The sequence below is a fragment of the Nitrosomonas sp. ANs5 genome, from assembly GCF_050584665.1.
Taxonomy (GTDB): domain Bacteria; phylum Pseudomonadota; class Gammaproteobacteria; order Burkholderiales; family Nitrosomonadaceae; genus Nitrosomonas.
Genome location: NZ_JBEUDO010000021.1, coordinates 1 through 26,865 on the forward strand (window position 1 = coordinate 1; position 26,865 = coordinate 26,865).

The 26,865-nt window shown below is 52.9% G+C and carries 29 protein-coding genes, 1 tRNA gene and 2 pseudogenes; 16 read left to right on the forward strand and 16 right to left on the reverse strand.

The window, feature by feature from the left end:
• Positions 1–48 precede the first annotated feature (48 nt).
• Positions 49–312, reverse strand: a complete 264-nt coding sequence (gene rpsT, locus ABTW62_RS06840; RefSeq protein WP_430903851.1) for a 30S ribosomal protein S20 — start codon at positions 310–312, stop codon at positions 49–51.
• A gap of 444 nt (positions 313–756) precedes the next feature.
• On the opposite strand from rpsT, the gene ABTW62_RS06845 reads away from it, so the two are divergent.
• The 4 genes from ABTW62_RS06845 (at position 757) to ABTW62_RS06860 (ending at position 3,614) form a co-directional block, all read left to right on the forward strand.
• Positions 757–1,104 carry a hypothetical protein gene (locus ABTW62_RS06845; protein WP_430903852.1) on the forward strand — a complete coding sequence of 116 codons (348 nt, stop codon included), beginning with the start codon at positions 757–759 and terminating at the stop codon, positions 1,102–1,104.
• 85 nt (positions 1,105–1,189) lie between these two features.
• Positions 1,190–1,486 carry a PepSY domain-containing protein gene (locus tag ABTW62_RS06850; RefSeq protein ID WP_430903853.1) on the forward strand — a complete coding sequence of 99 codons (297 nt, stop codon included), beginning with the start codon at positions 1,190–1,192 and terminating at the stop codon, positions 1,484–1,486.
• 34 nt (positions 1,487–1,520) lie between these two features.
• A complete protein-coding gene (locus tag ABTW62_RS06855) occupies positions 1,521–2,210 on the forward strand; it encodes a response regulator transcription factor (protein ID WP_430903854.1) in 690 nt (229 codons plus the stop codon).
• A gap of 54 nt (positions 2,211–2,264) precedes the next feature.
• Positions 2,265–3,614: an ATP-binding protein gene (locus ABTW62_RS06860; RefSeq protein ID WP_430903855.1), complete on the forward strand. Its 1,350-nt coding sequence runs from the start codon at positions 2,265–2,267 to the stop codon at positions 3,612–3,614.
• On the opposite strand, the gene ABTW62_RS06865 is transcribed toward ABTW62_RS06860, so the two are convergent.
• From ABTW62_RS06865 to ABTW62_RS06880, 4 genes and pseudogenes are all read right to left on the reverse strand, one after another.
• On the reverse strand, positions 3,604–5,202 hold the full coding sequence (locus ABTW62_RS06865) for an FAD-binding oxidoreductase (RefSeq protein WP_430903856.1): 1,599 nt from the start codon (positions 5,200–5,202) through the stop codon (positions 3,604–3,606). The two genes, ABTW62_RS06860 and ABTW62_RS06865, sit on opposite strands and share 11 nt — an antisense overlap.
• Positions 5,186–5,890: a hypothetical protein gene (locus tag ABTW62_RS06870; RefSeq protein WP_430903857.1), complete on the reverse strand. Its 705-nt coding sequence runs from the start codon at positions 5,888–5,890 to the stop codon at positions 5,186–5,188. Before ABTW62_RS06870 ends, ABTW62_RS06865 begins: the two co-directional genes overlap by 17 nt.
• Positions 5,891–5,918: 28 nt before the next feature.
• Positions 5,919–6,068 (reverse strand): annotated as a pseudogene (locus ABTW62_RS06875) (c-type cytochrome); the annotation flags it as partial.
• Positions 6,069–6,083: 15 nt separating this feature from the next.
• The gene (locus ABTW62_RS06880) at positions 6,084–6,221 is read right to left on the reverse strand and encodes a hypothetical protein (RefSeq protein WP_430903858.1); all 138 of its coding nucleotides are present in this window, start codon (positions 6,219–6,221) and stop codon (positions 6,084–6,086) included.
• Positions 6,222–6,440: 219 nt separating this feature from the next.
• Between ABTW62_RS06880 and ABTW62_RS06885 the strand changes: the two genes are divergently transcribed.
• The 4 genes and pseudogenes from ABTW62_RS06885 to ABTW62_RS06900 all read left to right on the forward strand — a co-directional run bounded on the left by ABTW62_RS06885 (position 6,441) and on the right by ABTW62_RS06900 (position 8,254).
• Positions 6,441–7,118 carry an NADPH-dependent FMN reductase gene (locus ABTW62_RS06885; RefSeq protein WP_430903859.1) on the forward strand — a complete coding sequence of 226 codons (678 nt, stop codon included), beginning with the start codon at positions 6,441–6,443 and terminating at the stop codon, positions 7,116–7,118.
• 26 nt (positions 7,119–7,144) lie between these two features.
• Positions 7,145–7,281, forward strand: a pseudogene (locus ABTW62_RS06890) (IS3 family transposase); the annotation flags it as partial.
• Positions 7,282–7,674: 393 nt separating this feature from the next.
• Positions 7,675–7,833 carry a type II toxin-antitoxin system RelE/ParE family toxin gene (locus tag ABTW62_RS06895; RefSeq protein ID WP_430903897.1) on the forward strand — a complete coding sequence of 53 codons (159 nt, stop codon included), beginning with the start codon at positions 7,675–7,677 and terminating at the stop codon, positions 7,831–7,833.
• Positions 7,834–7,951: 118 nt separating this feature from the next.
• Positions 7,952–8,254 carry a HigA family addiction module antitoxin gene (locus ABTW62_RS06900; RefSeq protein WP_430903860.1) on the forward strand — a complete coding sequence of 101 codons (303 nt, stop codon included), beginning with the start codon at positions 7,952–7,954 and terminating at the stop codon, positions 8,252–8,254.
• A 263-nt stretch (positions 8,255–8,517) separates the two neighbouring features.
• Here the strand turns inward: ABTW62_RS06900 and ABTW62_RS06905 are convergent.
• Positions 8,518–8,602, reverse strand: a tRNA-Leu gene (locus ABTW62_RS06905).
• An 87-nt stretch (positions 8,603–8,689) separates the two neighbouring features.
• Between ABTW62_RS06905 and rnr the strand changes: the two genes are divergently transcribed.
• Together rnr and rlmB are read left to right on the forward strand one after the other, a co-directional pair.
• Positions 8,690–10,882: a ribonuclease R gene (gene rnr, locus ABTW62_RS06910; RefSeq protein WP_430903861.1), complete on the forward strand. Its 2,193-nt coding sequence runs from the start codon at positions 8,690–8,692 to the stop codon at positions 10,880–10,882.
• A 26-nt stretch (positions 10,883–10,908) separates the two neighbouring features.
• On the forward strand, positions 10,909–11,652 hold the full coding sequence (gene rlmB, locus ABTW62_RS06915; protein WP_430903862.1) for a 23S rRNA (guanosine(2251)-2'-O)-methyltransferase RlmB: 744 nt from the start codon (positions 10,909–10,911) through the stop codon (positions 11,650–11,652).
• 55 nt (positions 11,653–11,707) lie between these two features.
• Here rlmB and ABTW62_RS06920 read toward each other — a convergent pair whose 3' ends face one another.
• The 3 genes from ABTW62_RS06920 to ABTW62_RS06930 all read right to left on the reverse strand — a co-directional run bounded on the left by ABTW62_RS06920 (position 11,708) and on the right by ABTW62_RS06930 (position 14,636).
• Positions 11,708–11,929 (reverse strand): hypothetical protein, encoded by a 222-nt coding sequence (locus ABTW62_RS06920; RefSeq protein ID WP_430903863.1) that lies wholly within the window; start codon positions 11,927–11,929, stop codon positions 11,708–11,710.
• Positions 11,930–12,186: 257 nt separating this feature from the next.
• Positions 12,187–12,807 (reverse strand): response regulator transcription factor, encoded by a 621-nt coding sequence (locus ABTW62_RS06925; RefSeq protein WP_430903864.1) that lies wholly within the window; start codon positions 12,805–12,807, stop codon positions 12,187–12,189.
• A gap of 299 nt (positions 12,808–13,106) precedes the next feature.
• Complete coding sequence (locus ABTW62_RS06930; protein WP_430903865.1) at positions 13,107–14,636, reverse strand: PAS domain-containing sensor histidine kinase; 1,530 nt, start codon at positions 14,634–14,636, stop codon at positions 13,107–13,109.
• Between the two features lie 179 nt (positions 14,637–14,815).
• On the opposite strand from ABTW62_RS06930, the gene ABTW62_RS06935 reads away from it, so the two are divergent.
• Genes ABTW62_RS06935 through ABTW62_RS06945 form a run of 3 tightly spaced genes read left to right on the forward strand, consistent with a single transcriptional unit; the run spans position 14,816 to position 15,967 of the window.
• Complete coding sequence (locus ABTW62_RS06935) at positions 14,816–15,019, forward strand: DUF2934 domain-containing protein (protein WP_430903866.1); 204 nt, start codon at positions 14,816–14,818, stop codon at positions 15,017–15,019.
• Positions 15,016–15,408: a PAS domain-containing protein gene (locus tag ABTW62_RS06940; protein WP_430903867.1), complete on the forward strand. Its 393-nt coding sequence runs from the start codon at positions 15,016–15,018 to the stop codon at positions 15,406–15,408. Before ABTW62_RS06935 ends, ABTW62_RS06940 begins: the two co-directional genes overlap by 4 nt.
• 49 nt (positions 15,409–15,457) lie before the next feature.
• Positions 15,458–15,967, forward strand: a complete 510-nt coding sequence (locus ABTW62_RS06945) for an Hsp20/alpha crystallin family protein (RefSeq protein ID WP_430903868.1) — start codon at positions 15,458–15,460, stop codon at positions 15,965–15,967.
• A gap of 312 nt (positions 15,968–16,279) precedes the next feature.
• Here the strand turns inward: ABTW62_RS06945 and lon are convergent, their stop codons facing one another.
• From lon to amrB, 5 genes are all read right to left on the reverse strand, one after another.
• Positions 16,280–18,616: an endopeptidase La gene (lon, locus tag ABTW62_RS06950; RefSeq protein WP_430903869.1), complete on the reverse strand. Its 2,337-nt coding sequence runs from the start codon at positions 18,614–18,616 to the stop codon at positions 16,280–16,282.
• Between the two features lie 147 nt (positions 18,617–18,763).
• Positions 18,764–19,420: a dienelactone hydrolase family protein gene (locus ABTW62_RS06955; protein WP_430903870.1), complete on the reverse strand. Its 657-nt coding sequence runs from the start codon at positions 19,418–19,420 to the stop codon at positions 18,764–18,766.
• On the reverse strand, positions 19,417–20,514 hold the full coding sequence (gene amrS / locus ABTW62_RS06960; RefSeq protein ID WP_430903871.1) for an AmmeMemoRadiSam system radical SAM enzyme: 1,098 nt from the start codon (positions 20,512–20,514) through the stop codon (positions 19,417–19,419). The genes ABTW62_RS06955 and amrS overlap by 4 nt, the downstream gene beginning before the upstream one ends.
• A 1-nt stretch (position 20,515) precedes the next feature.
• Positions 20,516–21,088 (reverse strand): AmmeMemoRadiSam system protein A, encoded by a 573-nt coding sequence (gene amrA, locus ABTW62_RS06965; RefSeq protein ID WP_430903872.1) that lies wholly within the window; start codon positions 21,086–21,088, stop codon positions 20,516–20,518.
• On the reverse strand, positions 21,078–21,881 hold the full coding sequence (gene amrB / locus ABTW62_RS06970) for an AmmeMemoRadiSam system protein B (protein WP_430903873.1): 804 nt from the start codon (positions 21,879–21,881) through the stop codon (positions 21,078–21,080). Before amrB ends, amrA begins: the two co-directional genes overlap by 11 nt.
• Positions 21,882–22,083: 202 nt before the next feature.
• Here amrB and ABTW62_RS06975 point away from each other — a divergent pair, with 202 nt between their 5' ends.
• From ABTW62_RS06975 to ABTW62_RS06985, 3 genes are all read left to right on the forward strand, one after another.
• Complete coding sequence (locus ABTW62_RS06975) at positions 22,084–22,506, forward strand: archease (protein ID WP_430903874.1); 423 nt, start codon at positions 22,084–22,086, stop codon at positions 22,504–22,506.
• 320 nt (positions 22,507–22,826) lie between these two features.
• Positions 22,827–24,257: an RtcB family protein gene (locus ABTW62_RS06980; RefSeq protein WP_430903875.1), complete on the forward strand. Its 1,431-nt coding sequence runs from the start codon at positions 22,827–22,829 to the stop codon at positions 24,255–24,257.
• Positions 24,258–24,259: 2 nt separating this feature from the next.
• Positions 24,260–25,000, forward strand: coding sequence for a DUF72 domain-containing protein (locus ABTW62_RS06985; RefSeq protein ID WP_430903876.1), 741 nt, complete (start codon positions 24,260–24,262; stop codon positions 24,998–25,000).
• 335 nt (positions 25,001–25,335) lie between these two features.
• Here ABTW62_RS06985 and ABTW62_RS06990 read toward each other — a convergent pair whose 3' ends face one another.
• On the reverse strand, positions 25,336–26,481 hold the full coding sequence (locus tag ABTW62_RS06990; RefSeq protein ID WP_430903877.1) for a PQQ-dependent sugar dehydrogenase: 1,146 nt from the start codon (positions 26,479–26,481) through the stop codon (positions 25,336–25,338).
• Positions 26,482–26,568: 87 nt separating this feature from the next.
• Complete coding sequence (locus ABTW62_RS06995; protein WP_430903878.1) at positions 26,569–26,751, reverse strand: hypothetical protein; 183 nt, start codon at positions 26,749–26,751, stop codon at positions 26,569–26,571.
• Positions 26,752–26,865 lie beyond the last annotated feature (114 nt).

The window sequence follows — 26,865 nt, forward strand, 5'->3', positions numbered from 1 at the left end:
TTATTGAATGTTTATACCCGTTTAGAGACGGGTAAATTGTGAACCACCTCAACCCATCGCTTTGATGGCGCTGGAAAGGCGGCTTTTATGCCTCGATGCTTTGTTTTTATGAATGATGCCTTTATCTGCTATCGAGTCGATGGTACTAACCGACTTTCTGAAGGTAGCTTCTGCCTGGCCCTTATCGCCCGTGGCAATCGCTTTTCTAATACCTTTAATTGCAGTACGCAGCCTGGAGCGCAAACCGAAATTCCGCTCACGCTGCTTGGCGGTCTGCCTTACGCGCTTTTTAGCTTGTGCAGTATTTGCCATAGATCTTTAATTCTCCAATAATTTTCTCGTTGCTACAGTTGCTACACTCTTTCACTTTATTTCTGAATCGCGTGATTCTACGTTTATTTCACATTTAATGCAAAAATTGCCTCGTACTAAAAAAATACACTGATTTTCTTGCGATCCTCAGCCATCCATCCCGCGCGCCGCGAGCGCTCTGCCATCGGCGGCCAATGGCACATTTGGGCAGGTTATCGGCTCAAGGCAAGATTTCTCTTTCTCCTCCTACAAATCAAAGCAAAAACCGCAGCGGCTATTGATCAAATTCCATACCGCCCTACCCTGCGGCCCAAAGCGCCCGCAAGAAACAAGTCCGCCCAATAATTTTCCGATTCGTTCAGCTTGCGTTCAGGCGGCTCGGGCTATAGTAGATTCCAGGCAACAACACTTGAGGCAAACCATCCAGACAAAAGGAGAAATACTATGAAAACCAAAGCCTTTTCGTCAGTGGCAATACTGTCAGTTTTATTTTTGGCAATTACGCTGGCAATGCCGGTAGTCGCCCAGGCAAGAAATTCTCAGCATGTCTATGGCAACCAGCAGAACAATTACTACTTCGGTTCCGCTGGCCGTGGCGATCCAAGATACGTCGCACCCCGCGACCATCGCAGGCAGAAGCAATTTTACAAAAATCGACGTCATGCACGGCATGGCTATTACAACCCATACCGCTATGCACCACCCTATGGCGGCGGCTATTACTACGGTCCACGTGATAATTTTTCACTGGGCATTCGTTCAGGCAATGCACGAATTATGATAGGCTATTGAATCACGGGGCTGGCATGACGTCTGACTGCATGGCCAGCCTCTATATGTCATCGTCAACGACTGCAGCCAGCCAAATCGATCCAGCATGCGCCACCTTCTGAATCATCTGTTGTTTATGGGCGCGATTCTGGCGCCACTGCCAGGCGCCGGCATCGCTTCCGCCCAACCTTATACCACACATTTCCTGTCTGTGAGCAATGCTCGTCAAGCTGAAATTTCTCAGCAAAAAGCCGTGGCCATTGCGCAAAAACATGTCAATGGCCGCGTGCTGTCCGTCAGCCGCTCAGCCAGCAGCTACCGGGTAAAAATACTTAACCGCAAGGGCAATATTCAGGTTGTGACCGTAAACGCCAGCGATGGCGTTATTCTATCAACTCGCTAACAACTACCCACCCACTGATTGCCGAATAATTGCCATGCGGATATTAGTGATCGAAGATGAAGCCCATCTACAGAAACAAATATGCCAGCAACTCGAATCAGCCGGATTCATGGTCGATCGGAGCGCAAACGGTAAGGAAGGCCTGCACATCGCCAGTGAATACCCGCTCGATGCTGCGATCGTGGATCTGGGACTGCCTGGCTTATCCGGGCTGGAAATCATCGCCACGCTACGCAACCAAGGCAGCCTGCTGCCCATACTCATTCTAACCGCTCAGGCCAGCTGGGAAGACAAGGTAAAGGGCCTGGAAATTGGCGCTGACGACTATCTAACCAAACCTTTTCAGATGGAAGAACTGCTTGCCAGAATCAAGGCCCTGCTCCGCCGTGCCGCCGGCACGCCGGATGCCATCATCGCGCGCGGCCCGATATCCCTGAATACGGAGACTCAAACCGTAAGCGTTCAGAATCAAACGATCAATCTCACTACATTTGAATACCGCTTGCTAGAGCTTTTAATGCGTAATCAGGGAAAAATATTTTCCAGACAAGTCATTGCTGATTACCTCTACCCGCACGGCGAAGAGCATGACAGCAATGTGCTCGAAGTCATAATCGGCCGCTTGCGGCGCAAGCTCGATCCGTCCGGCACGCTCAATCCGATCGAGACAGTGCGTGGACGTGGCTATCGTTGTACGATTGAACTCAAAACGCAGCATGATTGACGCCCGGCGACTGCCGATCGCACCGGCACCATACAGCAATGCCGGGCAAACCGCATGATGTCACTCAATCAACGCATCTTATCCAGTGCCTCGATCGTACTGGTGCTGTTTGTGGGAGGAACCGCTTTTACCCTGGATCACGCTTTTCACGACAATGCACTGGCCGCCCTGCAAGACCGGATGTTGGGTAAACTGTACTTATTAATGGGTAGCGCCGAGGTGGATACAGCAGGCAATTTATCCATGCCCGCAGAACTTCCCGGCCTGCCTGAACTTAATCAATTAAACTCGGGCACCTATGCCTACATTACCAATGGTGCGCAAACGATTGCTTGGCAATCCGCATCGATCCTGCATTTAACCCCACCCTTCGCAACCCGGCCAGCAATCGATCATAAAAACTTTGAGCGTCTGATGCTCAATCAGACCCCTTATTTTATCTATAGCTTTGAAACCGAGTGGGAAACCCAGACCATCAATCACCCTTTCACATTTCATGTCGTGATGGACAGCACATTGTTTGATAGCCAGATCGATCGTTATCAAAAGAATCTATGGAGCTGGCTGGCCATCATTGCCATCCTGCTATTGACCACCCAGGCCTTTGCGTTGCACTGGGGCTTACGGCCAATGCGCAAGGTTTCCAGAGAATTGAATAGCATAGAAATGGGTGTGCAGGACAGTCTCAACGGCATTTATCCAATTGAGCTGAGAAGGCTGACCGACAATATCAATTCTTTGCTCAATCATGAGCGAAAACATCAGCAGCGCTATCGCAATGCGTTGGCTGATTTGGCCCACAGCCTAAAAACACCGTTAGCGATTCTGCAAGGTGCTCTTCGAACCGAAACGGATGCAAAAAAGCTGAAGCTTCTGCTGGCCGAACAAGTCCAGCGCATGGACCACATTGTTCAATATCAACTACGGCGGGCCGCCGCCGTGGGACAATCACCTGGCTCGCGACTGATCCCGCTGCGCCCGGTGGTCGAAAAAATCATCAAAGCGGTCTCCCGCGCGCATTACAGCAAACAACCGCAGACAACCATCAAAATGGATCCGGCATTACAGGTACGCATCGATGAAGGGGATCTTATGGAATTGCTTGGCAACCTGATTGATAACGCCTTCAAATGGTGCCAAAACTCTGTCTGTATATCGGCCTACAATGCGAACAACCAGACCATAATCAGCATCGAGGACGACGGCCCGGGTATCCATCAGGATGACATTGCCAGAATCCTGGAACGAGGTGAGCGAGCCGATACATCCGTTCCCGGCCATGGCATTGGCCTGGCCATCGTCCAGGACATCCTGCGAGCCAACGACGGCCAACTCTCGATCACATCGATGTCGCCAACCGGCAGCAGCGTAACAGTCCATTTCGCGGCAGCCACTACCCCTTGAATGTTTCCAGGTCGATTCCCGATTTGCCTGGCGCCAGAATATTGTTGGGGTCCAGCGCGCGCTTGATTGCGTGCTCGACGCGACGTTTAACCGGGCCATAACTCTGCGCCACGCGCTCCATGAATGCAGTATTAACACGGTAAACGGCATATCCTTGCTGCTCGAACTCGTCCAGCAATTCATGGAAACATGCATAGGCAGCCTTGAATTCAGCGGGATCGCTGCGGTCGTACAAAACATCGATAACATGATGCATGTCACGCCAGCCAACGATGAACTCACCCACATAATCCAGGCCGTACTTGTTCAGTATTTTCTTGGCAAGCCGCATCTGTTTGCTGGTTTCGCTGCCACGGGCCTGACTGACTGGCGCAAACCACATGGACCCACCGCCGCCACGCCAGTTGTATAATCCAAACTCCTGCAGATTGGGAATTCCCTGCATCAACTTGGCGCGATACTTGAACGGTTCCGTACCGCCCGCTTCCTCCTCGGTTATGATGGTACCCTTCCCCAGGGCCTTGATCGCATCGGTAACGATCTTCCAATTCACGGCGACCTGTTCCCGGGTACCGTAAAGCGCCGCATATACATTCCACTGACCGATACCTTTATCGGCACAGATTCTCTCGATCACATCATCGGGTGTCACGCCCTGGCCCTCATAATATTGCGTGCGGCGAACATTGGCTCCACCGGCTTCCCAAAGTGCATTGGCTATCACCAATGCGTTTGGAATAATCTGGGCAATACGCAACGGACGAAGCACTTCCACGATGTCGGCAATGTCATCCTCCGAGTCAAATTTGATGGAAAACGGCTTGTAGACAGGCGGTCTGGGCATCAGCCAGAACCCCATTTTGGTGCAAATACCATAATTGGATTGTGTAAACAGGCCATCGATTGTCGGCCCATATCCCCATTTGAAAACTTGCCAGCTATTATCCCCCTTGACGCCACCCATGCCGGTTCTCAACACTTCGCCATTGGCCAGGACAACTTCCATTCCGCATTGCATCAGAAAGTGCTCACCATAGGGGGTATATCCCACGCCCCGGTCCATGGTATTACCCAACGGACCCGCAATAGCGGAGGGGGCGGGCATCGACAACATCAGCGGCAAGTCATGCGTTTGCAGATAGTCGTAAAGCTGCTGATAAGTCACACCGGGCTCGACCAGTGCTGTACACAGTTCGGGATCGACATGCAGAATCTTGTTCATTTTCTTCAGATCGAGAATGATCTGACCGCGATGATGGGGAGCAGCCGAGCCATAGCCAAAGTTGCGGCCGGTGGAGATTGTCCATATCGGGATCCTGTATTCGTTACAGATTCTCACGATTGCCTGAATCTGCTCCACAGTTGTCGCTGTCAGCGCAGCAGATGGCGCGTGTTCCGCTTCATCCACTGGCATCATGATCTTCATATAAGCGATCAATTGCTCAGGTCTCGTCAAAACGTTCTCATCTCCCAGCAATTTACGAAACTCCTCGACGGCTTTCAGGAACGCCTGCTGGTTCACCCCTCGCGGCAGTACGTCGAATTTCTGCTCACCCATGTTGACAGCCCCCCTAAGTCTCAAAAGCAAACGAAATAAAATGACCCGTCGCAGGCATCAGGCCAGCATCCATCCTGGGTGCCGCCGGGATCGCTGTCCGGCCGAGACTGGCAAGCGCATGGCCAAGATCCACTGCCCACTGCCCGCGGTCTCTATCTGCCGCACCACACAAATGTTGAGTGAGTCTGGAAGAGTGCATTCCCCTTCCTACCGACTGCCGATTAAAATCGGAACTGGCGCCATGCACGACAAGCTGCTGGATCAACGAAGCTGCACGACCATCAACTATTTGGCTGCTGAGTAGCTGATGGTGTGATCGATCCAGACTGACTGCATGCTGGCCAAGCCAGTGCACACATGCACCCGCGGCGCGCGCGAATTCAACTATAAGCGTGCCACAGGCATCATCCACCAAACCCAAGATATATTTCCCCCGCGCATTCTGAACATGGCGCTGCAATGTCAGCAAAAAATCCAAACCCAGACTCGTATTGTGCAGCTGCAATGAGCCCGAATGGTCAGCTGCCTGCATTCCTTGAACAAAGGCCGAGTATTCGGCCCTCCCATCCACAAGTGCCAGAATGGGCTTTGTAAACTCTGCGTGCATCGCAGCCCCTGCTGGATCACTTGCCAGACTCATACTCGACCCGATCAGTCCCGGACCCGATAAACCGCCCACAACCACCCCCTTAAGCAGCAAGCGCCGTTGAGCATCCATGATTCCTCCCCATTCTTTTGTTGACCAATCAGTAGATGAACCGTCCAACCTGCTTCAGCTCTTCGTCGCTGATATAGGGTTCGGGAAAAGCAGGCATGGCCCGCAACCCATGCCGCACGATATGGTTGATATATTCCAGGGGTAACTGCCGGCCCTTAATGTTCGGGCCTATGCCGACATCATGGCAATATCCTCATATTTTGGTATAGACGATTTCACCGTCACGCGGCTGCGCGCTGTCTTCGGCATGAACTGATAACGATATGGAAACCACGACACCAACGATGATGGGCCGTATTTTTATGATGGGAATATGTTTTGAAGAGATCATCGCATGCTCCAATTTTACGCAAGTAAATGAGGCAGCCCGGAAATGTTCCCGGTGCGTTGATCACAAGCTAACCGAGAAACAGAAAGATATCCGCTTTTCATCTGTCAAGCAGTTTCAATTTACAAACATTCCCTTGGTGCGTCAAATATCATTAAGCATGCAGACTCCAGTAGAATAGAATAAAGCCCATCCAGGCATTCAGAATAACCAGCTTGAAACATGACAAAATCGCCAGATACGCCTCTGAAATTTTTGGTATTCCTCGGGTCGGCGAGAAACAGCACCCCACCCAAACCGCCCCGGCTGGGGTTACGCGTCGCGCGAGCATGCATTACAGAAATAAACCAAGGCATTCATGTTGCGGAACTGGTTGACCCGCTTGATTACGAGCTTGCACCTTCCTTCAAACCGCATTTTGCCTATGCCCATGGGAAAGCACCCACTCAGCTCGAGTCCCTGGCCGCAAGCATAGCGAGCGCTGACGGATATATCATGGTAAGCCCGGAGTACAATCACTCAATGAGCCCGGCGTTGGCGCATCTTCTCAATCATTTCGGCAGTTCCTTGTTCTCGTACAAACCGAGTGCCATTGTCACTTATTCAGCGGGGCAATGGGGAGGTGTACGCGCAGCTGTAGGCATGCGCGCCTTTCTTTCCGAGCTGGGCTGCTTGCCAGTTTCAGCCATGGTCCACATACCAAAGGCAGATGAAGTGCTTGGGGAAGACGGCAGTTTTTTAGGCAGTGCTGACGCACAAGGATGGAAGCAATACTTCGCCAGAACCTTTACCCAACTAGATTGGTGGGCCTCAGCTGCGCGACAGCAGCGGGCCATGAGCAACTCGCAAGCGCCTGTACCGGCTTTTACAAAAGCACCTTCACAACGGAACACACCCTGACCGCTGCACAGGAATGCATCAGGACCTTGGGGCGCAAAGTCAGTGAACTGCGCCAGGCCAACGAGATTCTGCGTCTGGCCAGTACGTTTCTCGCTCAAACGAAGCTCGACCGCCTCAAGAAGAAGTGAAGATGTTTATCGATCAACACCGGGAAACGTTTGGGACGAGCTGATCTTCAATCGATGAATCGTATTGATCCGGTAGAGGAGCTTGGCAATGACGCAACCCACAAAGTCGATAGCATTTTGTTGAGTATGCTTTTTATAAATCTTAAGCGCACGGATACGTGCAGCATCATCTACTACCATGTACTGAAAGTATCAAACCTTATACCCACTCTCCGTCTTCAAATTCAGGAATTTCACATCAACTTGCACATGGAGCCCGGATACCTGCTTCTCATGGTGAAGCATAGAAATTGATCTTTTGTACTGTCGGCCAAGCAAACGATTAAAGCCATGATATTTTAATACATTTTATACCCCACCGGCTGAGATCGAAGATCGGACTGTTCCGAAAATTGCAGTTAATCGATGACGCGACCTGTGACCTCAACTTGCGGTCACCACCAAGCAATCATTTTGAGAAGTTGAGAGGAAATTTGGCCGGGAAACACTCCATCCGCATTAACAAGCAATGGCGGCTAGGAGGCTGTCCGAGAATAGCGATCGTAGCGAGGGCGAGGCTGGTTGAGCGGGATTTTTCGATCATTTGAGGCGAATAGTCGTTCTATTTAACGAAAAGGATCGGAAAATCCAGCCAGCCAGAATCGTCCGCAGTAGATCAGTCTCGGACAGCCTCCTAGATAACCATGATTATCGGTGAGGCAGGCTATGAATATCATAAAACGACAACCCATCAGTGTCGGTGAAATGATTACTGAGGAATTTTTTGTGCCCATGAAACTTACCCAGGGACGGCTGGCGGAAGCGATGGATATCAGCCGAAAAACCGTCAACGAGTTGTGCACCAATCGTCGCGCTATTACGACCGACACTGCGTTGATGCTCGCCACGGTTTTTGGAAATACAGCTGATTTTTGGTTGAATCTGCAGCAACGCAACGAACTGTGGAAAGCGCTTAATACACCAAAACGGAAAGCTCGAATAAAGAAGGCAAAACCTATCGCCGCTTAATGGTCTTGCAGCCAGTCCAGTCTTGTAATGGCTTCATGATCATAGCCAAGTGCCCATAATACAAATACCCGCCAGGACTTTCCTCTCTTTTGGAAAGTAGCCATGCTTGTGATGTAATCACGGTATAATTTTGGTGCAGTAATTACAGGACAAAGACCCCGAAATGCAGTATTTTGTTACACTAGAAACATCAGCGGAAACCACCTAATTTATTGATATTATATGATTTGTTACTGATCAAAATTACATTCGATATAATAGGATGGTGCCCAGAAGAGGACTCGAACCTCCACACCCGAAGGCACATGGACCTGAACCATGCGCGTCTACCAATTCCGCCATCTGGGCATATTTACGATTATCATTCCCTTAACTGGAATTAGTTAGGCATAATAACCGCGGTAAAGATCGCCAATTTTATAGGAAACCGTCGATTTGTCAATCAAGAGAAAAAAAATCAAGAAAAACCGGTTACGAGACCTCGACCCATTCCTTGAACGCGAGCGCACGCGTTACGGTGGGGTAGCGCTTCCCAGCCGCGAGTTCACCCTGCAGATCCTAGAAAAACAGGGGGTGCCGGTCAACGAAACCAAGCTGCTCGAATTGCTGGATATCACCGACGAAGAAACGGAATTCTTCTGTCGCCGCTTGTCCGCCATGATACGCGCCGGTCAAATTATCCGTAACCGGAAAGGCGACATCTGCGTCACCGAGAAGCTGGAGCTCATTAAGGGCGTCGTACAAGGCCATAGCGATGGATTTGGCTTTCTGGTTCCGGATGACGAGAAAGGGGATTTATTTTTAAGTCCCAAAGAAATGCATAAAGTGCTGCACGGCGATCGCGTCATCGTGCGTGTCAGCGGAATAGACCGGCGGGGCCGCCGCGAGTGCAAAATCGTCGAAGTCCTGGAACGCGCCAATACCAGCCTGGTCGGACGGGTTTATACGGAACATGGCATATGCCTCGTGATACCCGAAGACAAGCGCATCAACCAGGAAATCCTGATTCCCAAGGAAGGCGCCATGCAGGCCAGCTCCGGGCAAATCGTCGTCGTCAATATCATACAGCAGCCCAACAACCGGGCCCAGCCTATCGGCCATATTGTGGAAATATTGGGAGATTACGCAGCACCAGGCATGGAAATCGAAATTGCACTGCGTAAATTCGACCTGCCTCACCAATTTCCACCGGAAGTCGAACAAGCCTCCGCCAAGTTTCCCAAAAGAGTTCTGAAAAAGGAACTGGCCAAACGAGAAGACATCCGCCATTTGCCACTGGTCACCATCGACAGCGAGACTGCACGCGACTTCGATGATGCCGTTTATTGCCAGCAGGAAGGCAAGGACTTCAGATTATTTGTGGCCATCGCTGACGTCAGTCATTACGTACCTGAGCAGGCTGCACTGGACAAAGAAGCATTCAATCGCGGCAACTCGGTTTATTTCCCCAGGCGGGTGATTCCGATGCTGCCGGAAGTGCTTTCGAATGGCCTTTGTTCGCTCAATCCACAAGTGGATCGCCTGTGCATGGTATGCGAAATGCACTGGACGGCCAAAGGCGAGCTCGTCGAATATCGATTCTATCCAGCGGTAATGCATTCCCATGCCCGGCTGACCTACAACCTTGTCGCCACGATGCTGACAGAGCCGAAAGGTTCTGTTGCCAAGAAGCATGCCCAGCTGCTGCCACATCTTCGGTTACTGAACAAACTTTTCAAGGTATTGCAAAGATCCCGCAAGAAACGAGGGGCGATCGATTTTGAAACCATTGAAACTGAAATGGTTTTCAATGATCAGGGTAAAATCGAACAAATACGCCCGGTGCAGCGCAACGATGCGCATCGCCTGATCGAGGAATGCATGCTGGCTGCCAACGTCTGTGCCTCGGATTTCCTGCAGACACATCAACAACCCGTGCTCTATCGAATTCACGACGGCCCAACGGAAGAAAAACTGCTTGCGCTGCGGGATTTCCTGAAAGAATTCGGATTACAGCTGCGTGGCGGCAGCGAACCCCATGCCAAGGATTACGCCCGCACGCTTACCCGCATCAAAGACCGGTCCGATGCGCAGCTGCTACAAACCGTCATGCTGCGCTCCCTCAGCCAGGCGATGTACAGTCCGGACAACATAGGCCATTTCGGTCTGGCGTATGAAACCTACACCCATTTCACTTCGCCGATCCGGCGCTACCCTGATTTACTGGTGCATCGCGCAATCAAAGCCACGCTCGCCGGCCAGCATTATTCTCCCGGAGACTGGCACGAGCTCGGCAAGCATTGCTCGACGACCGAGCGCCGTGCGGATGAAGCCACACGGGAAGTTGAATCCTGGCTGAAATGCTTTTACATGCAGGATAAAATTGGCGACAGTTTTGATGGTGTAATCAGCGGCGTCACCGGTTTTGGGCTATTTGTCGCCCTGGATGATATTTATGTCGAAGGCCTGGTGCATATTTCAGAGCTACCCAGCGATTATTTTCATCACGATCCGGTCAAACATGTGTTACGCGGGGAACGCAGCGGCAAGAGTTTCCGGCTCGGCGACAGACTGCGAGTCAAACTCGTCAGGGTCGATCTGGAAACCCGCAAGATTGATTTTGTACTTGTGGATACACAGAAAAACTGAACGACCATCCTTTTCATCTTCCAACCATGACCACTTCGCACTATATCTTTGGTTTCCACGCCGTTACCAGCCGTTTGCGCCAACACCCGGACAGCATCAAAGAAATCTACCTGGACACCCATCGACAGGATCAACGCGCACGCGATTTAATCAAGCTGGCCGAGAATACTTCAACCCGCTTGATTCTTTGTGATCCGGACAGGCTCGGCAGAATGACGGGCACTGTTCATCATCAAGGAGTGGCCGCCCATGTCACAAAAACACATCAGCCTGCCACACTTGAGGATTTGCTTGAGGCATTGACCGAACCCGCCCTGCTGCTCGTGCTGGATGGCGTTCAGGATCCGCATAATCTGGGTGCCTGTCTGCGTGTCGCGGATGCATTGGGTGTGCATGCGGTCATCGCACCCAAGGACCGTGCCGCGGGTTTGACAGCGACTGTCCATAAAGTCGCCAGCGGTGCCGCCGATACGGTTCCTTTCTTTGCCGTGACCAACCTGGCCAGAACCCTGCGCGAACTCAAGGACATGGGCATCTGGATCATGGGCACGACTGCCGATGCCGATAGCAGCCTGGATGACATGACACTCTCCGGCCCGATCGCCTGGGTGCTGGGTGCCGAAGGAGAAGGCATGCGCCGCCTGACACGTGAAACTTGCGATCAACTCGTGCGCATCCCCATGGTCGGGCATATCGAAAGTCTGAATGTTTCAGTCAGCGCCGGTATTTGTTTGTTCGAAACCTACCGCCAGCGCGTCCACAATACCTGACATTTGTCATCGGCACCATTAACGAGCCCTAAGAAGCTGTTTGGGAATTCCAATCTCAGATCAGATTGCTCAACGCTGTGGCAACTGTAGCGTTATTGTTACCGAAAAGCATCTGGATGGCCGCGGCCCATTGGGCCTCGCCAAGACGGCGGTTAAAATTGCGGATGGCCATTGTTTTCTGCCGTCTTTGCGAGCACAGCGAAGCAATCCAGCCTAACGTCAGCTTGGCTTCGATACCGAGTCGCTTGCCAAGATGCTCACGGTTTGGAAAAACCATTCGTATCCACATGCGTCATACTAGGAGGCTGTCCGAGAATAGCGATCGTAGCGAGGGCGAAGCTGGCTGAACGGGATTTTTCGATCATTTGAGACGAATAGTGGTTCTATTCAACGAAAAGGATCGGAAAATCCAGCCTGGCAGGTTCGTCCGCAGTAGATCAGTCTATTCTCGGACAGTCTCCTGGGGCACGATCACTCAAGTTCAGCATTTCCAAACAGCTTCTAAGGATTTCCAGACTGAAACCGCGCTGGGCTTCAGATATGCTGCCAGCCGCTTTCGCGCACAACCCGCGCAAGCTCTAGTAAACTACGCGCACCGATCTTGCGCATGATATTGCAGCGATGGATTTCGACTGTACGATAGCTGATATTTAACTGGGTGGCAATCTCCTTACTGGAAAGCCCCTGAGCAGCCAAGACCGCCACTTCTCGTTCGCGCTTGGTGAGTTTCTCGAGACGCGCCCTCGCTTCATGATTAGGCTCGCTGGCCTTGTACCGTTTTTCTTGCTCAATGAAGGCCGCACGAATACTGGCAATCAGCTTGGAATAAGTCACCGGTTTACTGAGAAAATCCACCGCGCCAGCTTTGATTGCCCGGACACTCATCGGAATATCGCCATGCCCGGTCAGGAAAATGATCGGCAATGTGCATCGACGCTCAACAAGCGCTCGTTGCAACTGAATACCATCCATGCCCGGCATGCGCACATCCAGAACAAGACAACCGGCAAAATCCGGTTGATAGGCCGCCAGGAAATCTTCCGCACCACTGAAGAAGCGAGCATGAACCCCGGCTTGTTCAAGCATCAGTGCAAACGCATCCCGCACTGCAGGATCATCATCCACAATATAGACCACCGGCTGCTTTGAATCCATCAACAATCCCTCTATCGAACGCGCTCGCCTGCAAGAAGACGCCTGCACCGTACAATACCCCTCCTCTTGCTGCCAAGCAGCATTGGCAGAAACGGCCATGGGTCTCTAGCAACGCGCCTTCCGGTGATAACCCTCAACCATATGCCTTCATACAACTACCGGTAAGATGCATGAGGCTTGGGGCAATTTCCCGTCAGTGTCATGTTACGCAAGCGCGCCCTTGTACTGCTGAATTCATATATCAACAATCAACCCGCGATACCTGCCATCAATCCGTCATCAGCCAGAAAACGCCCATCTTATGCAAACGGCAGCGTGAAACAAAATCTGGCACCCTGGCGAGAATCCGGATCGACCCAGAGGTGGCCGCCATTGGCTTCGATCAATGCATGGCAAATGGGCAAGCCTATCCCGATACCGGTGGGTTTGGTTGTAAAGAAAGGTTCGAATACATGCCTGGCAACTTCCTGATTGAGTCCAGGCCCGTTATCCTGCACGGTAACTCTGGCCATGCTTTGCTCGGTCAGATTTTCGGTACGAACCGTGATCGCCGCGCCAGCGATATTGGCTGCGCGCATCGCCTCAATCGCATTCCCGATCAGATTCAGCAACACTTTCTGTAAATGGACACGATTGGCTTGAACGGCCGGCAGATTGGCTTGTAATTCAGGCAACAAGATAAATTCACCCAGCTCCGTGTCCCGTACATCCTTTAGCACGTCCGTCACGATTGCATTGAGATCGAGCACTTCGGCTTGCACGCCGCCTTTCTGCAGGAATACCAGCAATTCGTGCAGGCTGCGACCAGCCAACTGTGCCTGCATGACACAAGCTTCGAGCGCACACTTCATTTTATCCAGTTCGAGGGGATCTTGTTGCATGGTACGCAAGGCCACCTCACTATAGATTGAAATAGCGGTCAATGGCGAATTGAGTTGATGCGCGATGGCCGAGGCGGTACCTAACGCCACTTGCTGCCTGAAAAAAGTCTCGGTCTCGTTCCGCTGTACCAGCAGATTCTTTTCGTAAATTTTACGTTCGGTGATATCGCGCACGATGCCGACCAGTCTTGTGGCCTGCCTGGCCTTGAAATGCACGCGCCCAACAATCACCACCCAGCGACCGACCTGGTTAGTGGCATTGGGGCGCAGCCGAAACTCGACATGCAATCGACCTTCCCCATCCGGATTGGTCGCCTGTTCAAGCGCGTTTTCAAACAAGGGGCGATCGTTGGGATGAATAATTGCCAGAAATTCATCATGGGAAATGGTCTCTCCACCACCATTTCCACAAATCTCATTGAGTCGTTCATCGCAGTATATTACTCTGCGCTGGCAATCACAGTCGAACACCCCGAGGCCTGCTGCCTGCTTGGCCAGCAGCAGGCGCTCCTCGCTGATTCGCAGCGCCTGTTCGGCTTGACGCCGCCGTGCCGCGGCATTCAATGTAACCAGAATGCAAAGCCCTGTCGGCAAAACGATCGGACTCAGACCAATATCCACCATCAATTCCTGTCCATCGCGCCGCAGCATGATGAGTCGCTTGCCATCCCCCAATGATCGCTTCCTGGGATTGGCAAGATACGCATCAACGTAAGACCGGTGGTGTTTCCGAAAACGCGCAGGAATGAGTGACTCAATTTCCAGAGTGCAAAATTCAGCTTCAGTATAGCCAAACAGATCTTGCACGGCTGTATTGGTCAATAATACCCGCCCGCTGTGGTCAACCAACAAACAGGCTTCAGGCAAAGCAGCAAACAACTTGTGCAGACTAATGCCAGATATAGAGCCAGTCACATCTACGTCAACACTTGGTTCAGAGTCATACATGGATTTTCAATGATTCTCAACATTTCTTGGCACCCGAGTGATCATCATACACAAAAATACGACCAACTAAGTGTCCGTACGTATTTTTTTGTCAAGTAACTTTTAGTAAATTAACAGCAACAAAAGGAAGCTAAAAAACATAACCACTTCAGACAATACCACGTGAGCAGGAGGTTAATTTGAAAGCGACCGTTTCACAGACTAAGGGCAGCAAATTATCTGTGGCAGGCAAGACGCCCAGATCCCGATCCAAGGCAAGCCCGCCGGCAGAATTGGAGGCGCGCATCGCGGTTTCAGCTTATTACAAGGCTGAGGCACGCGGATTTACGCCGGGACAAGAACTGGATGATTGGTTAGCGGCAGAAAAGGAGACAAATCAATGAAAGCGCAATCGATTCACAAACAGCGAAACAAAGTACCCCGGGCGGCTGGGCATGTCAAAGATAAAGTTGCGGTATTGGTTCTCACGGAAGATGGCATAATCCAGAATTGCAATGACAGCGGCGCAAAATTACTGGGCTATCAGCCAGCCAAATTGGGCGGCCAGCATATCTCCGAAGTATTGCCGCAATTATCTGAAATCACCCTGCGCAAAGGTGAGCGGGTCAACCCGTATTTGCGCTTTCTTTCGCGCATCGGCCATCCCTTCAATGTTGTCGGCAACAATCTACAATTTTCCGGTGAGCTTTTTTTCAACGACCTGGAACAGCAGGGCCAACACCAGACAGTGGTCATGATTCACCCCATCGACCAGGCCGAAAGCTGGCTTTAGCCAACACCGAGCTGATTTCTCACTGATCAACCATTGAGGAGTAACCATCATGCTTGAAGAAAGCAAAGAGGATGTTCCGGTCACAGCCAGTAAGGAACCCGCCAAATATGCATGGCCGGCAATCCACCCCATCGCCGAGATGGAGCGGATTTTCGACCGCCTGTTCCACCCGCGCTGGCCATCATTAGGGCGGCGTGACGCTTCAGTGTTCGACAACGTCTTTGAAACTGAAGGACAACGCCTACCCAGTCTGGATGTCATCGACCGCGATAACGCGCTGCTGGTCCGCGCAGAGCTGCCAGGCATCGAAAAAAAGCACTTGAATATCTCGGTCACCGGCAATCTGCTGTCGATCAAGGGCGAGTCCAGTCATGAAGAAAAGGAAGAAAAAGGCGATTATTTCCGGCGGGAAATTTCCAGTTTTTCCTTTGCCCGTTCAATCATGCTGCCGAGCACAGTCGATGCCTCCAGGGCAACCGCGTCATTAAAAAACGGCATCCTGGAAATCATGCTTCCCAAAATGGAAGCATCAAAACGACGCAGCATCGAAGTTCAATAACCATTCAGCGCAGTCACCCTGATGCCTAAGCCATGAAAAAACCGTTATCGGGGCATTCCGGAATCATTCAGGCACCATTTACATCGGATGATTCCGGCAGGCCTCGATAACATAGTCAATCCCAAGCAGCAATCAGCCTTTAACGGTGCGCAAGCGCACCCCCCTTACCGTCTTTGCGAGGTGTCTCGCACCGAAGCAATCCAGTCCGATGCTGGAGTGTACCGGGAGGATTGCTTGGCTGCAGGTAGCAGAGGGAGGGTGGCGATAGTTTTTAGAGGTCCTCTATAGAAAAAGGCCAGTTAAATTTCCCCTCTATTTAGAGGTCAATGCTGCCTGGACTGCATCGTCAACTGTCTCAAGCGGGATAATGGTCAGCGCCGATCGCACCGCTTCGGGTACATCGTGCAAATCTTTCAGATTGCGCGCAGGCAGAAGCACCCTCTTGATCCCCGCGCGCTGCGCGGCCAGAACCTTTTCCTTGATGCCCCCCACCGGAAGCACCAACCCGCGCAAGCTGATCTCGCCTGTCATGGCGACCTCATTTGAAACCGGCCGATCGGTGAACAGCGAAGCGAGCGCGACAAACATTGCCACGCCAGCACTGGGTCCATCCTTGGGTATCGCGCCCGCTGGTATGTGCAGATGGATGTCCACGACTTCGAATATTGAAGCGGGAATGCTGAGCGTGCTGGCCAAGGCCTTGACGAGCGTCAAGGCCGCCTGGGCACTTTCTTTCATGACATCACCCAGCTGCCCGGTCAGTATCAGCTTGCCTTTGCCGTTCACTTTGGTCGCCTCGATAAACAGGATATCGCCGCCTACCGGCGTCCAGGCCAGGCCGGTCGCCACACCGGGCAAACTGGTGCGTGAGGCGACTTCATGCTCATACTTGGCTGGTCCCAGAATGGCTTCAAGGTCATCGACATCGGCATGCACCTGCAGTTGCGGATTGTCGGCGATGCGCAGCGCCGCATGCCGCATGACACGCCCTATTTCCCGTTCGAGTTGCCTTAAGCCGGCCTCGCGCGTGTATTCCCCAATGAGCTTGTTCAATGCCTCTATAGTCAGTGTGCAATGGCCTGCCTGCAGGCCATTGGCTTCACGTTGACGCTGAATCAGATAACGCTGAGCGATCTGCAACTTTTCCTCCTGGGTATAGCCGGGCAGATCGATAATCTCCATGCGGTCCCGCACTGGCGGGGAAACATGGTCGAGTACATTGGCCGTGGCGATAAAAATCACACGACTGAGATCGAAGGGGACGCCAAGGTAATTATCCCGGAAGGTTGCGTTTTGCTCCGGATCGAGAATTTCAAGCAATGCAGCCGACGGGTCCCCGTGCAGACTGGCTGACAACTTATCGATTTCATCCAGCATCATCACGCAATTGCGCGCGCCAGCCTTGCGTATCCCCTGAATGATATTGCCCGGCATTGCGCCAATATAGGTACGGCGATGGCCACGCATTTCTGCTTCATCATGGACGCCCCCCAATGAAACACGCACGAACGCACGCTGCAGCGCACGTGCAATGCTCTGACCGAGTGAAGTTTTTCCCACTCCGGGCGGCCCGACAAAGCACAGGATCGGGGCACGCCCCTGCGGTTTGAGCTTTTGCACCGCCAGAAATTCTATAATGCGCTGTTTGACGCGCTCCAATCCGAAATGGTCGGCCTCCAGAATCTGGCGCGCGGCAGGCAGATCGATCGGCACATCTTCCGGCAATTGCCAGGGTAAATCGGTCATCCACTCCAGGTAAGTATGCAGCATCGAATACTCGCCCGATGCGCTTGACATACGCTGCAGGCGCTGCAATTCCTTGCGCACGCCCGTTTCGATCTCTGCCGGCATGCCGGCCTCGGTAATTGCTTCGCTGAGTTGCCTGATGTCCTGCTCATTATCCTCTCCCTCGCCCAGCTCCTTCTGAATGGCTTTCATTTGCTCGCGCAGCAAAAACTTGCGCTCGCGATCTTCCATCTGTTCCTTGGTACGCTCGCTGATCTCCTTGGACAGTCTCAATACCTCGATGCGATGCGACAGGATTTGCAACACTTTCTGCAAGCGCGCATCGATATCGAGCATTTCGAGCAGCATCTGTTTCTCGCTGACTTCGGCATCCAGCAGACTGGCCGTAATATCGGCCAGCTGCGCCGGTGCGCGTGTTGACTGCAGGGCATGGCCCAGTTCCGCCGGCAACCCCGGCACCAATGACATGAACTCGCTGGCGCGCTCGCGCAGCTGGACAGCCAAGGCCTCGGTTTGCGTAGTGATCTGGGTAGCTTCTTCAATACGGCTGATTCTCGCAGCCAGAAAAGGATAACCCTCAATGAATTCCTCGATGCGGAAACGGACAATTCCCTGACACACAGCATGATACAACTTGTCCGCATCGGTGACGTGGCGCACAATTTTCGCCAATGTGCCAACAGTGCACAACGCATCCCTACCGGGATCATCGATCGTAGCATCACGTTGCAACAGAATACCTATCGGGGAATCGCGATGCAGCACCTGCTCGAGCGCAGCCACCGATTTGGGACGGCCCACCGCAATCGGCATCAGTACATGAGGAAACAGCACGACATTCCTCATGGGAACCAGCGGAACAATGTCATTGGGAAGTTCGAATGCTGTTGCAGTCTGCTCCATGAGTCTTGCCTCCATGCATAGTAGCGATTAACAGGCTGCGCCGCCTGTTCCGGCATCGGCAGCCAGCAATCCGTTCAAGCGCCGATTATTGCTGCATCATCGCCTGACCTGCCTGGCCATTTCTGGCCGCTTGTCACAACGCGTCGATCAAGCATTTTCAGGCGCGGCAGACGCAGCATGAAAGTATTGTGCAAACCATGCCCCCGCTGCATTGGCCACCTGCTCAAGGGTACCGGGTTCCTCGAACAAGTGGGTTGCCCCGCCAATCAGAACCAGCTTTTTCTCGCAATTCATGCGTGCAAAGGCCTGCTGATTGAGCTCAATCACACCGAAATCCTCGCTTCCGACAAGCAGCAGTGTCGGGGCGGCCACTTCACCCAATGCTTGCTCACCAGCCAGATCAGGACGCCCCCCACGAGAGACCACCGCCGATATGGCGGTTTTCATCTCCGCCGCCGCTTGCAGGGCAGCCGCTGCACCGGTGCTGGCACCAAAATAACCCAGTTTCAGGGTCTGCGTTTCCGGATGGGCCTGCAGCCAGGCGGTAGTGGCCAATAACCGCCGCGTCAGCAATGCGATATCGAAGCGCGTGGCATAGTCCCGGTCTTCCCCGGGTGTCAGCAGATCGAACAGCAGCGTCCCGATACCCTGCTGCTGCAGCACTCTGGCAACATAACTGTTGCGCGGACTCAAGCGGCTGCTGCCGCTACCATGCGCGAACAGCACCACACCCGCTGCAGCAGGCGGCAACACCAGCTCACCACTCAAAACGACATCATCTACTGGGATCGGCAGGGTATTCATTCGACGGCCTCGATCTGGATTGGCACATGTTTGCGACCGAACTGGCCGGTAAATGTCTCGAAACGGCCGGCGATGGGCACACTGCAATCCGGACAGCGTCCCATGTCGGTCAGGCGATAATTTTTGATTTCATACCAGTCGCGTTCAATCAGTACGCTGCCGCATGCAGGGCAATACGTGGCATCCCCCTCGGGATCATGGATGTTTCCGGTGTAGACATACAGTAGACCGGCTGCGCGCGCGACAGCCCGTGCACGCCTCAGTGTGGCGGCAGATGTCGCTGGAATATCAAGCATCTTGTAATCAGGATGGAAAGCCGAGAAATGTAACGGCACCTCCGCGCCGAGCGTTTTGACGAGCCATTCGCTCATTTTTTGTATTTCTGCCGAGGAATCGTTAAGTCCAGGTATCAGCAATGTAGTCAGCTCGAACCAGACATCGGTTTCATGCTTCAGATATGCCAAGGTATCCAGCACGGGCTGGATATGCCCACCCGTTTGCCTGACATAGAAATCCTCGGTAAACGCCTTGAGATCGACATTGGCCGCATCCATCTTGGTGAAAAAATCACGACGCGGCTGTTCATGGATATAACCTGCGGTGACCGCAACCGTCTTGATGCCATGAGCATGACAGGCATCGGCAACATCCATGGCGTATTCGGCAAAGATCACGGGATCATTGTAGGTGAATGCCACGCTTTTACAGCCGAACTTGGCCGCACTGCGGGCAATTGCCTCGGGACTTGCCTCGGCGGCGAGTTTGTCAAATTCCCGTGATTTGGAAATATCCCAGTTCTGGCAAAACTTGCAGGCCAGATTGCAGCCAGCGGTACCAAATGACAGGACACTGCTGCCAGGATAAAAGTGGTTGAGCGGTTTTTTTTCGATCGGATCGATGCAAAAACCGGAAGAACGGCCATAGGTCGTCAGTACCATCCTGTCGTGCATGCGCCCACGCACGAAACAGGCGCCACGCTGTCCCTCATGCAATTTGCAATCGCGCGGGCACAGGTCGCACTGAATACGGCCATCCGCAAGTAAATGCCAATATTTTGCCGGATGCTGCTCGACAGCGCGAATAGGTTCGTCCATGTCAACGCTCCTCGACTGCTTCGTGCCACTTGGTCACGCCATAGCGCGAAAGTCTGATGCCTTCTGCCCAGAAATCCGCCGGCAGCCCTGCTTTTTGCTTCAGCATGGCAAGAAACTGTTCAGGCTGTGGCAGGTCTTCCCATACCTGTGGCAAGAATGTACTTCGAAAAGATCGATATTCGAATACGATACCATCCCGCCCCGGGCGCAATTGCGCCAAGGCTTCCGGTTGATTTTCAAAACTCAGCGGCTCGGGGGAGGAAAGCACGGAAACTTCTATCGTTATATCTACGAGCTCGCCGGGTGTGACGGACAAAAAACGGGAATCATGCAGCGCAGCAGACACGGCATTGTATTGCACATCGACCAGCAGGGGTCGATAGGCTTCCAGTGTGCCGATGCAGCCGCGCAAGTGACCGCCCCGCTTGAGCGTGACAAAGCATGCGCCCTCTTCCAGGCACCATGGCGCAGCCTCTGCCATGGTGCCAGCTGTCGCTCGATCAGCCGTGCCAAGCGCATCCACTATCGCGGTGCGGGCAATGCCTGGCAAGCATTTTCCTGCTTCAGTTAGCATGTTTATGTGCCTCGGTGAAAGCAATCGCCGCATACCCCACAACCTGATCATGTGCACCCGCCGTATCTCCAGAGTTGCGCAAATCCAGCAAATGCGGCGACAGATGATGTTTTTGCGCAGCGAGGATCAGACCATCCACCGAGATGCTGCCGCATGCCCGATCAGGATCGAGCGGCGCATGCAAGGCTAGAATGGCATCAATTGTTTCACTATCCACATGCTGCGCCAGCGCATAAGGAAGACAGTGCGAAAAATCAGAGCTGATGACAATGAGTGTCTCGTCCCCATCCCACAATGTATCCAGCACCTCTGCGACCACTTCATCAGAAGTATGACCCACCAATAGCGGCAGCAGGGAAAAATTGGGCAGCAGGCATTGCAAGAAAGGCAATTGCACTTCCAGCGAGTGCTCCAGCGCATGTGCCTGGTTACTGACGATAATTTGAGGGATAGATTTGATCGCTTCCATCGCTGCAATATCAAGATTGATGCGCCCCAATGGGGTTTCAAACACTTCGGCCTCAGGCAACGCCAGCCCGCGTATCAGCATCCGGTGGGCCGGGCCTAGCAAGACCACTCGCCGAATATTGGCAGCCATGGCATGCAGCGTCGCGTAGGCCGAAGCGGCGATCGGTCCGGAATAAATATAGCCCGCGTGTGGAACGATGAGCGCCTTTGGCGTTAATGCAGGCTGTGGCGCATCCGCCAGCAAACACTGAACATCTTGCGCCAGTTGACGCGGGTCGGCAGGATAAAAGAGGCCCGCACAAGCAGGTGGGCGAATAGCGTGCATAGAAAATTTCCTCCTGTACAAATTTGTACCCGGTATATTGGATATGGAGGCAACTGTGACAGAATCAAGAGAGCCGGGTAAATACGTGTAAATACTTATAAATACGTGTAAATACGATACTCCACAAATCAAGATCAAGATAGGATTAGAATAACCCTCATCCGAGAATTCTCAGTGACTAATCACACAAAGGGTGCTGAGCATGAATCATCCGCATTGGGAACATTTTCCGCATGAAGCCGATATTGGTATTCGCGGCATCGGCCACACACTAGGCGAAGCCTTTGAACAAGCGGCCCTGGCAATGACGGCTGCCATCACTGATCCGCAACAGGTCAAAGCGCTGGAAATGGTAAGCATCATCTGCCAAGCCCCGGATGATGAATTGCTCCTGATCGATTGGCTCAACGCGCTGGTTTATGAAATGGCTACGCGCAAGCTGCTTTTCAGCCACTTTGAGATCCAGTTGCAAGATCACTCTATCAGCGCCCGTGCATTTGGCGAAGCAATGAGCAAAACCAGGCATCACATGGCAGTGGAAGTCAAGGGCGCCACCTATACGGCCTTGCATGTGGGGCAAACGCCCAACGGAGAATGGGTCGCTCAATGTGTCATCGATGTCTAGGAGGTTGTCCGAGAATAGCGATCGTAGCGAGGGCGAGGCTGGTTGAGTTGGATTTTTCGATCATTTGAGGCGAATAGTCGTTCTATTTAACGAAAAGGATCGGAAAATCCGGCCAATCAGGCTCGTCCGCAGTAGATCAGTCTATTCTCGGACAGCCTCCTAGCCAAATGACTTCAAATCAGCGCATTAATGCGCGAGGCAAAGCAAGCGCACTGGCAACAAAGGTATGAATCCATCTAACTGAATCATTGCAAGCGTGTTGATGGCGGAATGATTCACCGCTTCCAGGCGCTGACCTTTTCTGACGGAGGGCACCATCTATGGACGAGACACGCTTTTCCCGCCACACTGAATTCGCCTGGGAGATCGCTCCCCATGGTGCGATGCGCGTGCCGGCAATCATCTATGCCGATGCGGCACTGATTCACGCAATGGATGATAAGGTCTACGAGCAAATCTGCAATGTCGCCACACTGCCCGGCATCGTCAAGGCTGCCTATGCCATGCCGGACGCACATTGGGGCTATGGCTTTCCGATTGGCGGGGTCGCCGCATTCGATCCAGAAGAAGGTGGGGTGGTCTCTGCAGGCGGAGTTGGCTTCGATATTTCCTGTGGCGTGCGATGCTTGCATACCGGCTTAAAAACGGAAGATATTCTGGCGGTCCAAAAAATACTGGCCGACAGCCTGTTCAATCAGATTCCAGCCGGTCTGGGCAGTACCGGCGCCATCCGCCTGAATTTAGCCGAGATGGACGCAATGCTTCTGGGCGGCGCCGCCTGGGCGGTCAAACAGGGCTATGGAAATGCTGCCGATCTTGAACGCATCGAAGAAGGCGGCCAGATGCGCGGCGCACGTCCCGACTGTGTCTCGGCACATGCGAAACAGCGCCAGCATGACGAAATGGGCACACTCGGCTCGGGCAATCATTACCTTGAAGTTCAGCAGGTTGCACAGATATTTGACACCCAGACCGCACAGGCTTTTGGGATACAGGAGCAGGATGTCGTGATCAGCATTCATTGCGGCTCACGCGGCCTCGGCCATCAGATCGGGACCGAATTTCTCAGAAAAATGGTGACTGCCGCCCCGCAGCATGGCATCACCCTGCCTGATCGGGAGCTTGCCTGCGCGCCGATCAATTCCACATTGGGACAAGAATATCTCGGCGCCATGCGTGCGGCCATCAACTGCGCACTTGCCAATCGGCAGATTCTGACCCATCTGACACGCCAGGCATTTTCTCACTTCTTTCCAGACGCGCAGCTGTCGCTGCTGTATGACGTTTCTCACAATACCTGCAAAGTAGAAACGCATCTCGTGGACGGTAACTTGCGCGAGCTTTACGTACATCGCAAAGGGGCCACCCGCGCCTTCGGCCCCGGTCATCCTGAAATGACTGCCGCCCTGCGTGCTGTAGGCCAGCCGGTCTTGATCGGTGGCTCAATGGGCACCAGCTCCTATATTCTCGCTGGCACAGAGCAAAGCGAAGCACTGGCGTTCAGTTCGGCCTGTCATGGCGCAGGCCGTGCCATGAGCCGGCATCAGGCCCACAAAAACTGGAGAGGCCGTAAAGTCGTGGATGACCTGGCGGCCAGAGGAATACTGATACGCAGTCCGTCATTACGGGGAGTGGCAGAGGAAGCCCCGGACGCATACAAAAACGTATCCAGCGTAGTGAATACGGCCGATCAGGCAGGATTGGCGCGCAAGATCGCATGCCTGGAACCGCTGATTTGTATCAAAGGATAGCCATGCCTGCCCGTGCCCATATCGGCACCAGCGGCTGGCATTATACCGCCTGGCGGAATGGCTTCTATTATGGTCTGCCCGAACAACAATGGCTAGGCTTTTATTGCCGCCATTTCAACAGCGTTGAAATCAATGCCAGCTTCTACCGTCTGCAAAGCCGGGAGACCTATCGTCGCTGGCATGATGCAACCCCGCCCGATTTCCGCTTCAGCCTCAAGGGCAACCGCTACCTGACACACTACAAAAAACTCCTGGATACCCTGCCGGGCATTCACCTTGAACGCGAGCGCGCTCAGGGGCTGGGCGCCAAATTGCTGGTTGTGCTCTGGCAGTTACCGGCTGCCCTGGACATGGATCTCGCTCGATTGGGCGAGTTTGCCAAGGCTCTCACCGCTTGGCCGGAAGTACGGCATGCAATCGAATTCCGTCATCCTTCCTGGTTCAATCAACAAGTCGCAACCTGCCTGCATACCAACGGAATAGCCGTGTGTCAGTCGGATGCCGCCGATTGGCCCATGTGGCAGGCCATCACCACCAACCTGGTCTATATACGCCTGCATGGCCATGACGCCACTTATGCTTCCTCCTACCCTGTCCAGGCACTTCAGTGTTGGGCGCAACAGGTAAATGGCTGGCTGGAAGAAAACAAGGAAGTTCATGTCTATTTCGATAATGACGCCGATGGCGCTGCACCACTTAATGCCCGCACGCTGGCCAGCCTAGTACTCCGTTCCGTCAATTAGCTTACAAATGAAATCGATGGATTCGCCTGCCAGGCTAGGCGCAAACCGCAGTCATAGCCGTAGCTATGACGAGGATTTGCAACAACGCATGACAGGCGAAGGCGCGATTTCATGTAAGCGGTTTGGCGGAACGGAGCACTAGTGCCTGTCAGATGATTGGTAACTACATTTTCAGTTGAAAGAAAAGGCCGATATGATCGGCTTTAAAGCCACAGGGCAAGGCATCCTACGCACGATGCTGGCTGCCACTGGAATACATAGAATACGTTTTATGCACCGTATTGAAACTGGCAATGGTTCAGAAGCAGAAATAATAAGCAACCAAGCATCCCCTATCAGCCACCAGATTGCGGTGCTGCTTCAGAGGCCTTTGGCACCAGCTTGATCAGCTTGCCGTTCACCTCATCCGTCAGCAGGTACAGCGCACCATCCGGGCCCTGCTCGACATCGCGGATACGTGCGTAATTTTTCAGTAATTGCTCTTCTTGAACGATGCGCTCACCATCGGTCACCAACCTGACCAATTGCTTGCCTGCCAAAGCGCCGACAAACAAATTGCCACGCCAGGCGGGAAACAGTTTCCCTGTATAAAAGGCCATGCCGGAAGGCGCGATGGAAGGTGTCCAGTAGTAAATCGGCTCTTCAAATCCCTGTTCAGCATGTTCATCCTTGATGGGTGCCATCCAGTAATGCGTGCCATAGCTGGCTTCCGGCCAGCCATAATTTTTGCCGGATTTGGGTATATTGATTTCATCCCCACCGCGTGGACCATGTTCATGAATCCAGATCGCACCGGTCTCGGGATGACGCGCGGCCCCCTGGATATTGCGGTGACCATAGGACCAGATTTCCGGTTTGGCTTGAGGATTGTTAACAAAGGGATTGTCAGCGGGAACCGTTCCATCCGGGCGGATGCGGATCAATGTGCCAAGATGATTTTCTATCCGCTGGGCTTCTCGCATATATTCCGCACGGTCTCCCAGTGTTACAAATAAATTACCATCCGGTGCAAACACCAAGCGGGAACCAAAATGCTGCGCGCCCCTCGTTTTTGGCTGCTGGCGGAAAATTACCCGCAAGTTCTTCAGTGCCAATCCCGCAAGCTCTGCCCGTGCAACCGCCGTGCCTGCCAGCCTGCCCTGTCGTTCTGCGTAAGACAGGTAGATTGTACGGTTACGAGCAAAATCCGGATCGATCGCGACACCCAGCAACCCCCCCTGCTTCTCACTGTACACGGCTGGCACACCCTGCACTGGGTCAGAAACGTCACCCTCTGGCGAAACAATGCGTAATCGGCCGACACGCTCCGTGACCAATAAACGGCCATCGGGCAGAAACGCCATCCCCCATGGAAAATTCAGACCGGTTGCAACCGTTTTGACCTCAAATTCTGCCGGAGCTGGCTGAGCAAATACCGGGAAGTGCACGCCCAACCAAAGACTGAAGATCACCACCATGATTCCCTGAAAATTGCGCAGCATAAATCTATCCTCCTTGGCCTCGTTTGCTGATCGACGCAAGCGTATATCACGACACTTGCCCAACCTTATTCACCTACATATAGGCTTCTAAACTATTATCGGGAAGGTGAATGCATAGTCACGGTTCATCGTATCACCTATCGGGTTGACACTGGAAGAGGCAATGGAAAGCGCTATGAATCCTGATTCATTCTGCTTCTCAAATAGCCATTTATGCATCACCTCACCGTAGCGCGGTGCATAAAATGCACCCTTCGCTTCAGTGGTCAAAGCTGCCCTATGCAGCACAAGTTTATACGCACTATAAAACTTGTGATAGATTCTGGTTACACCGCCATTGGCAGCAGAGAATATAGAACAGTGTGCCCGCATTTTCCTGCTTTG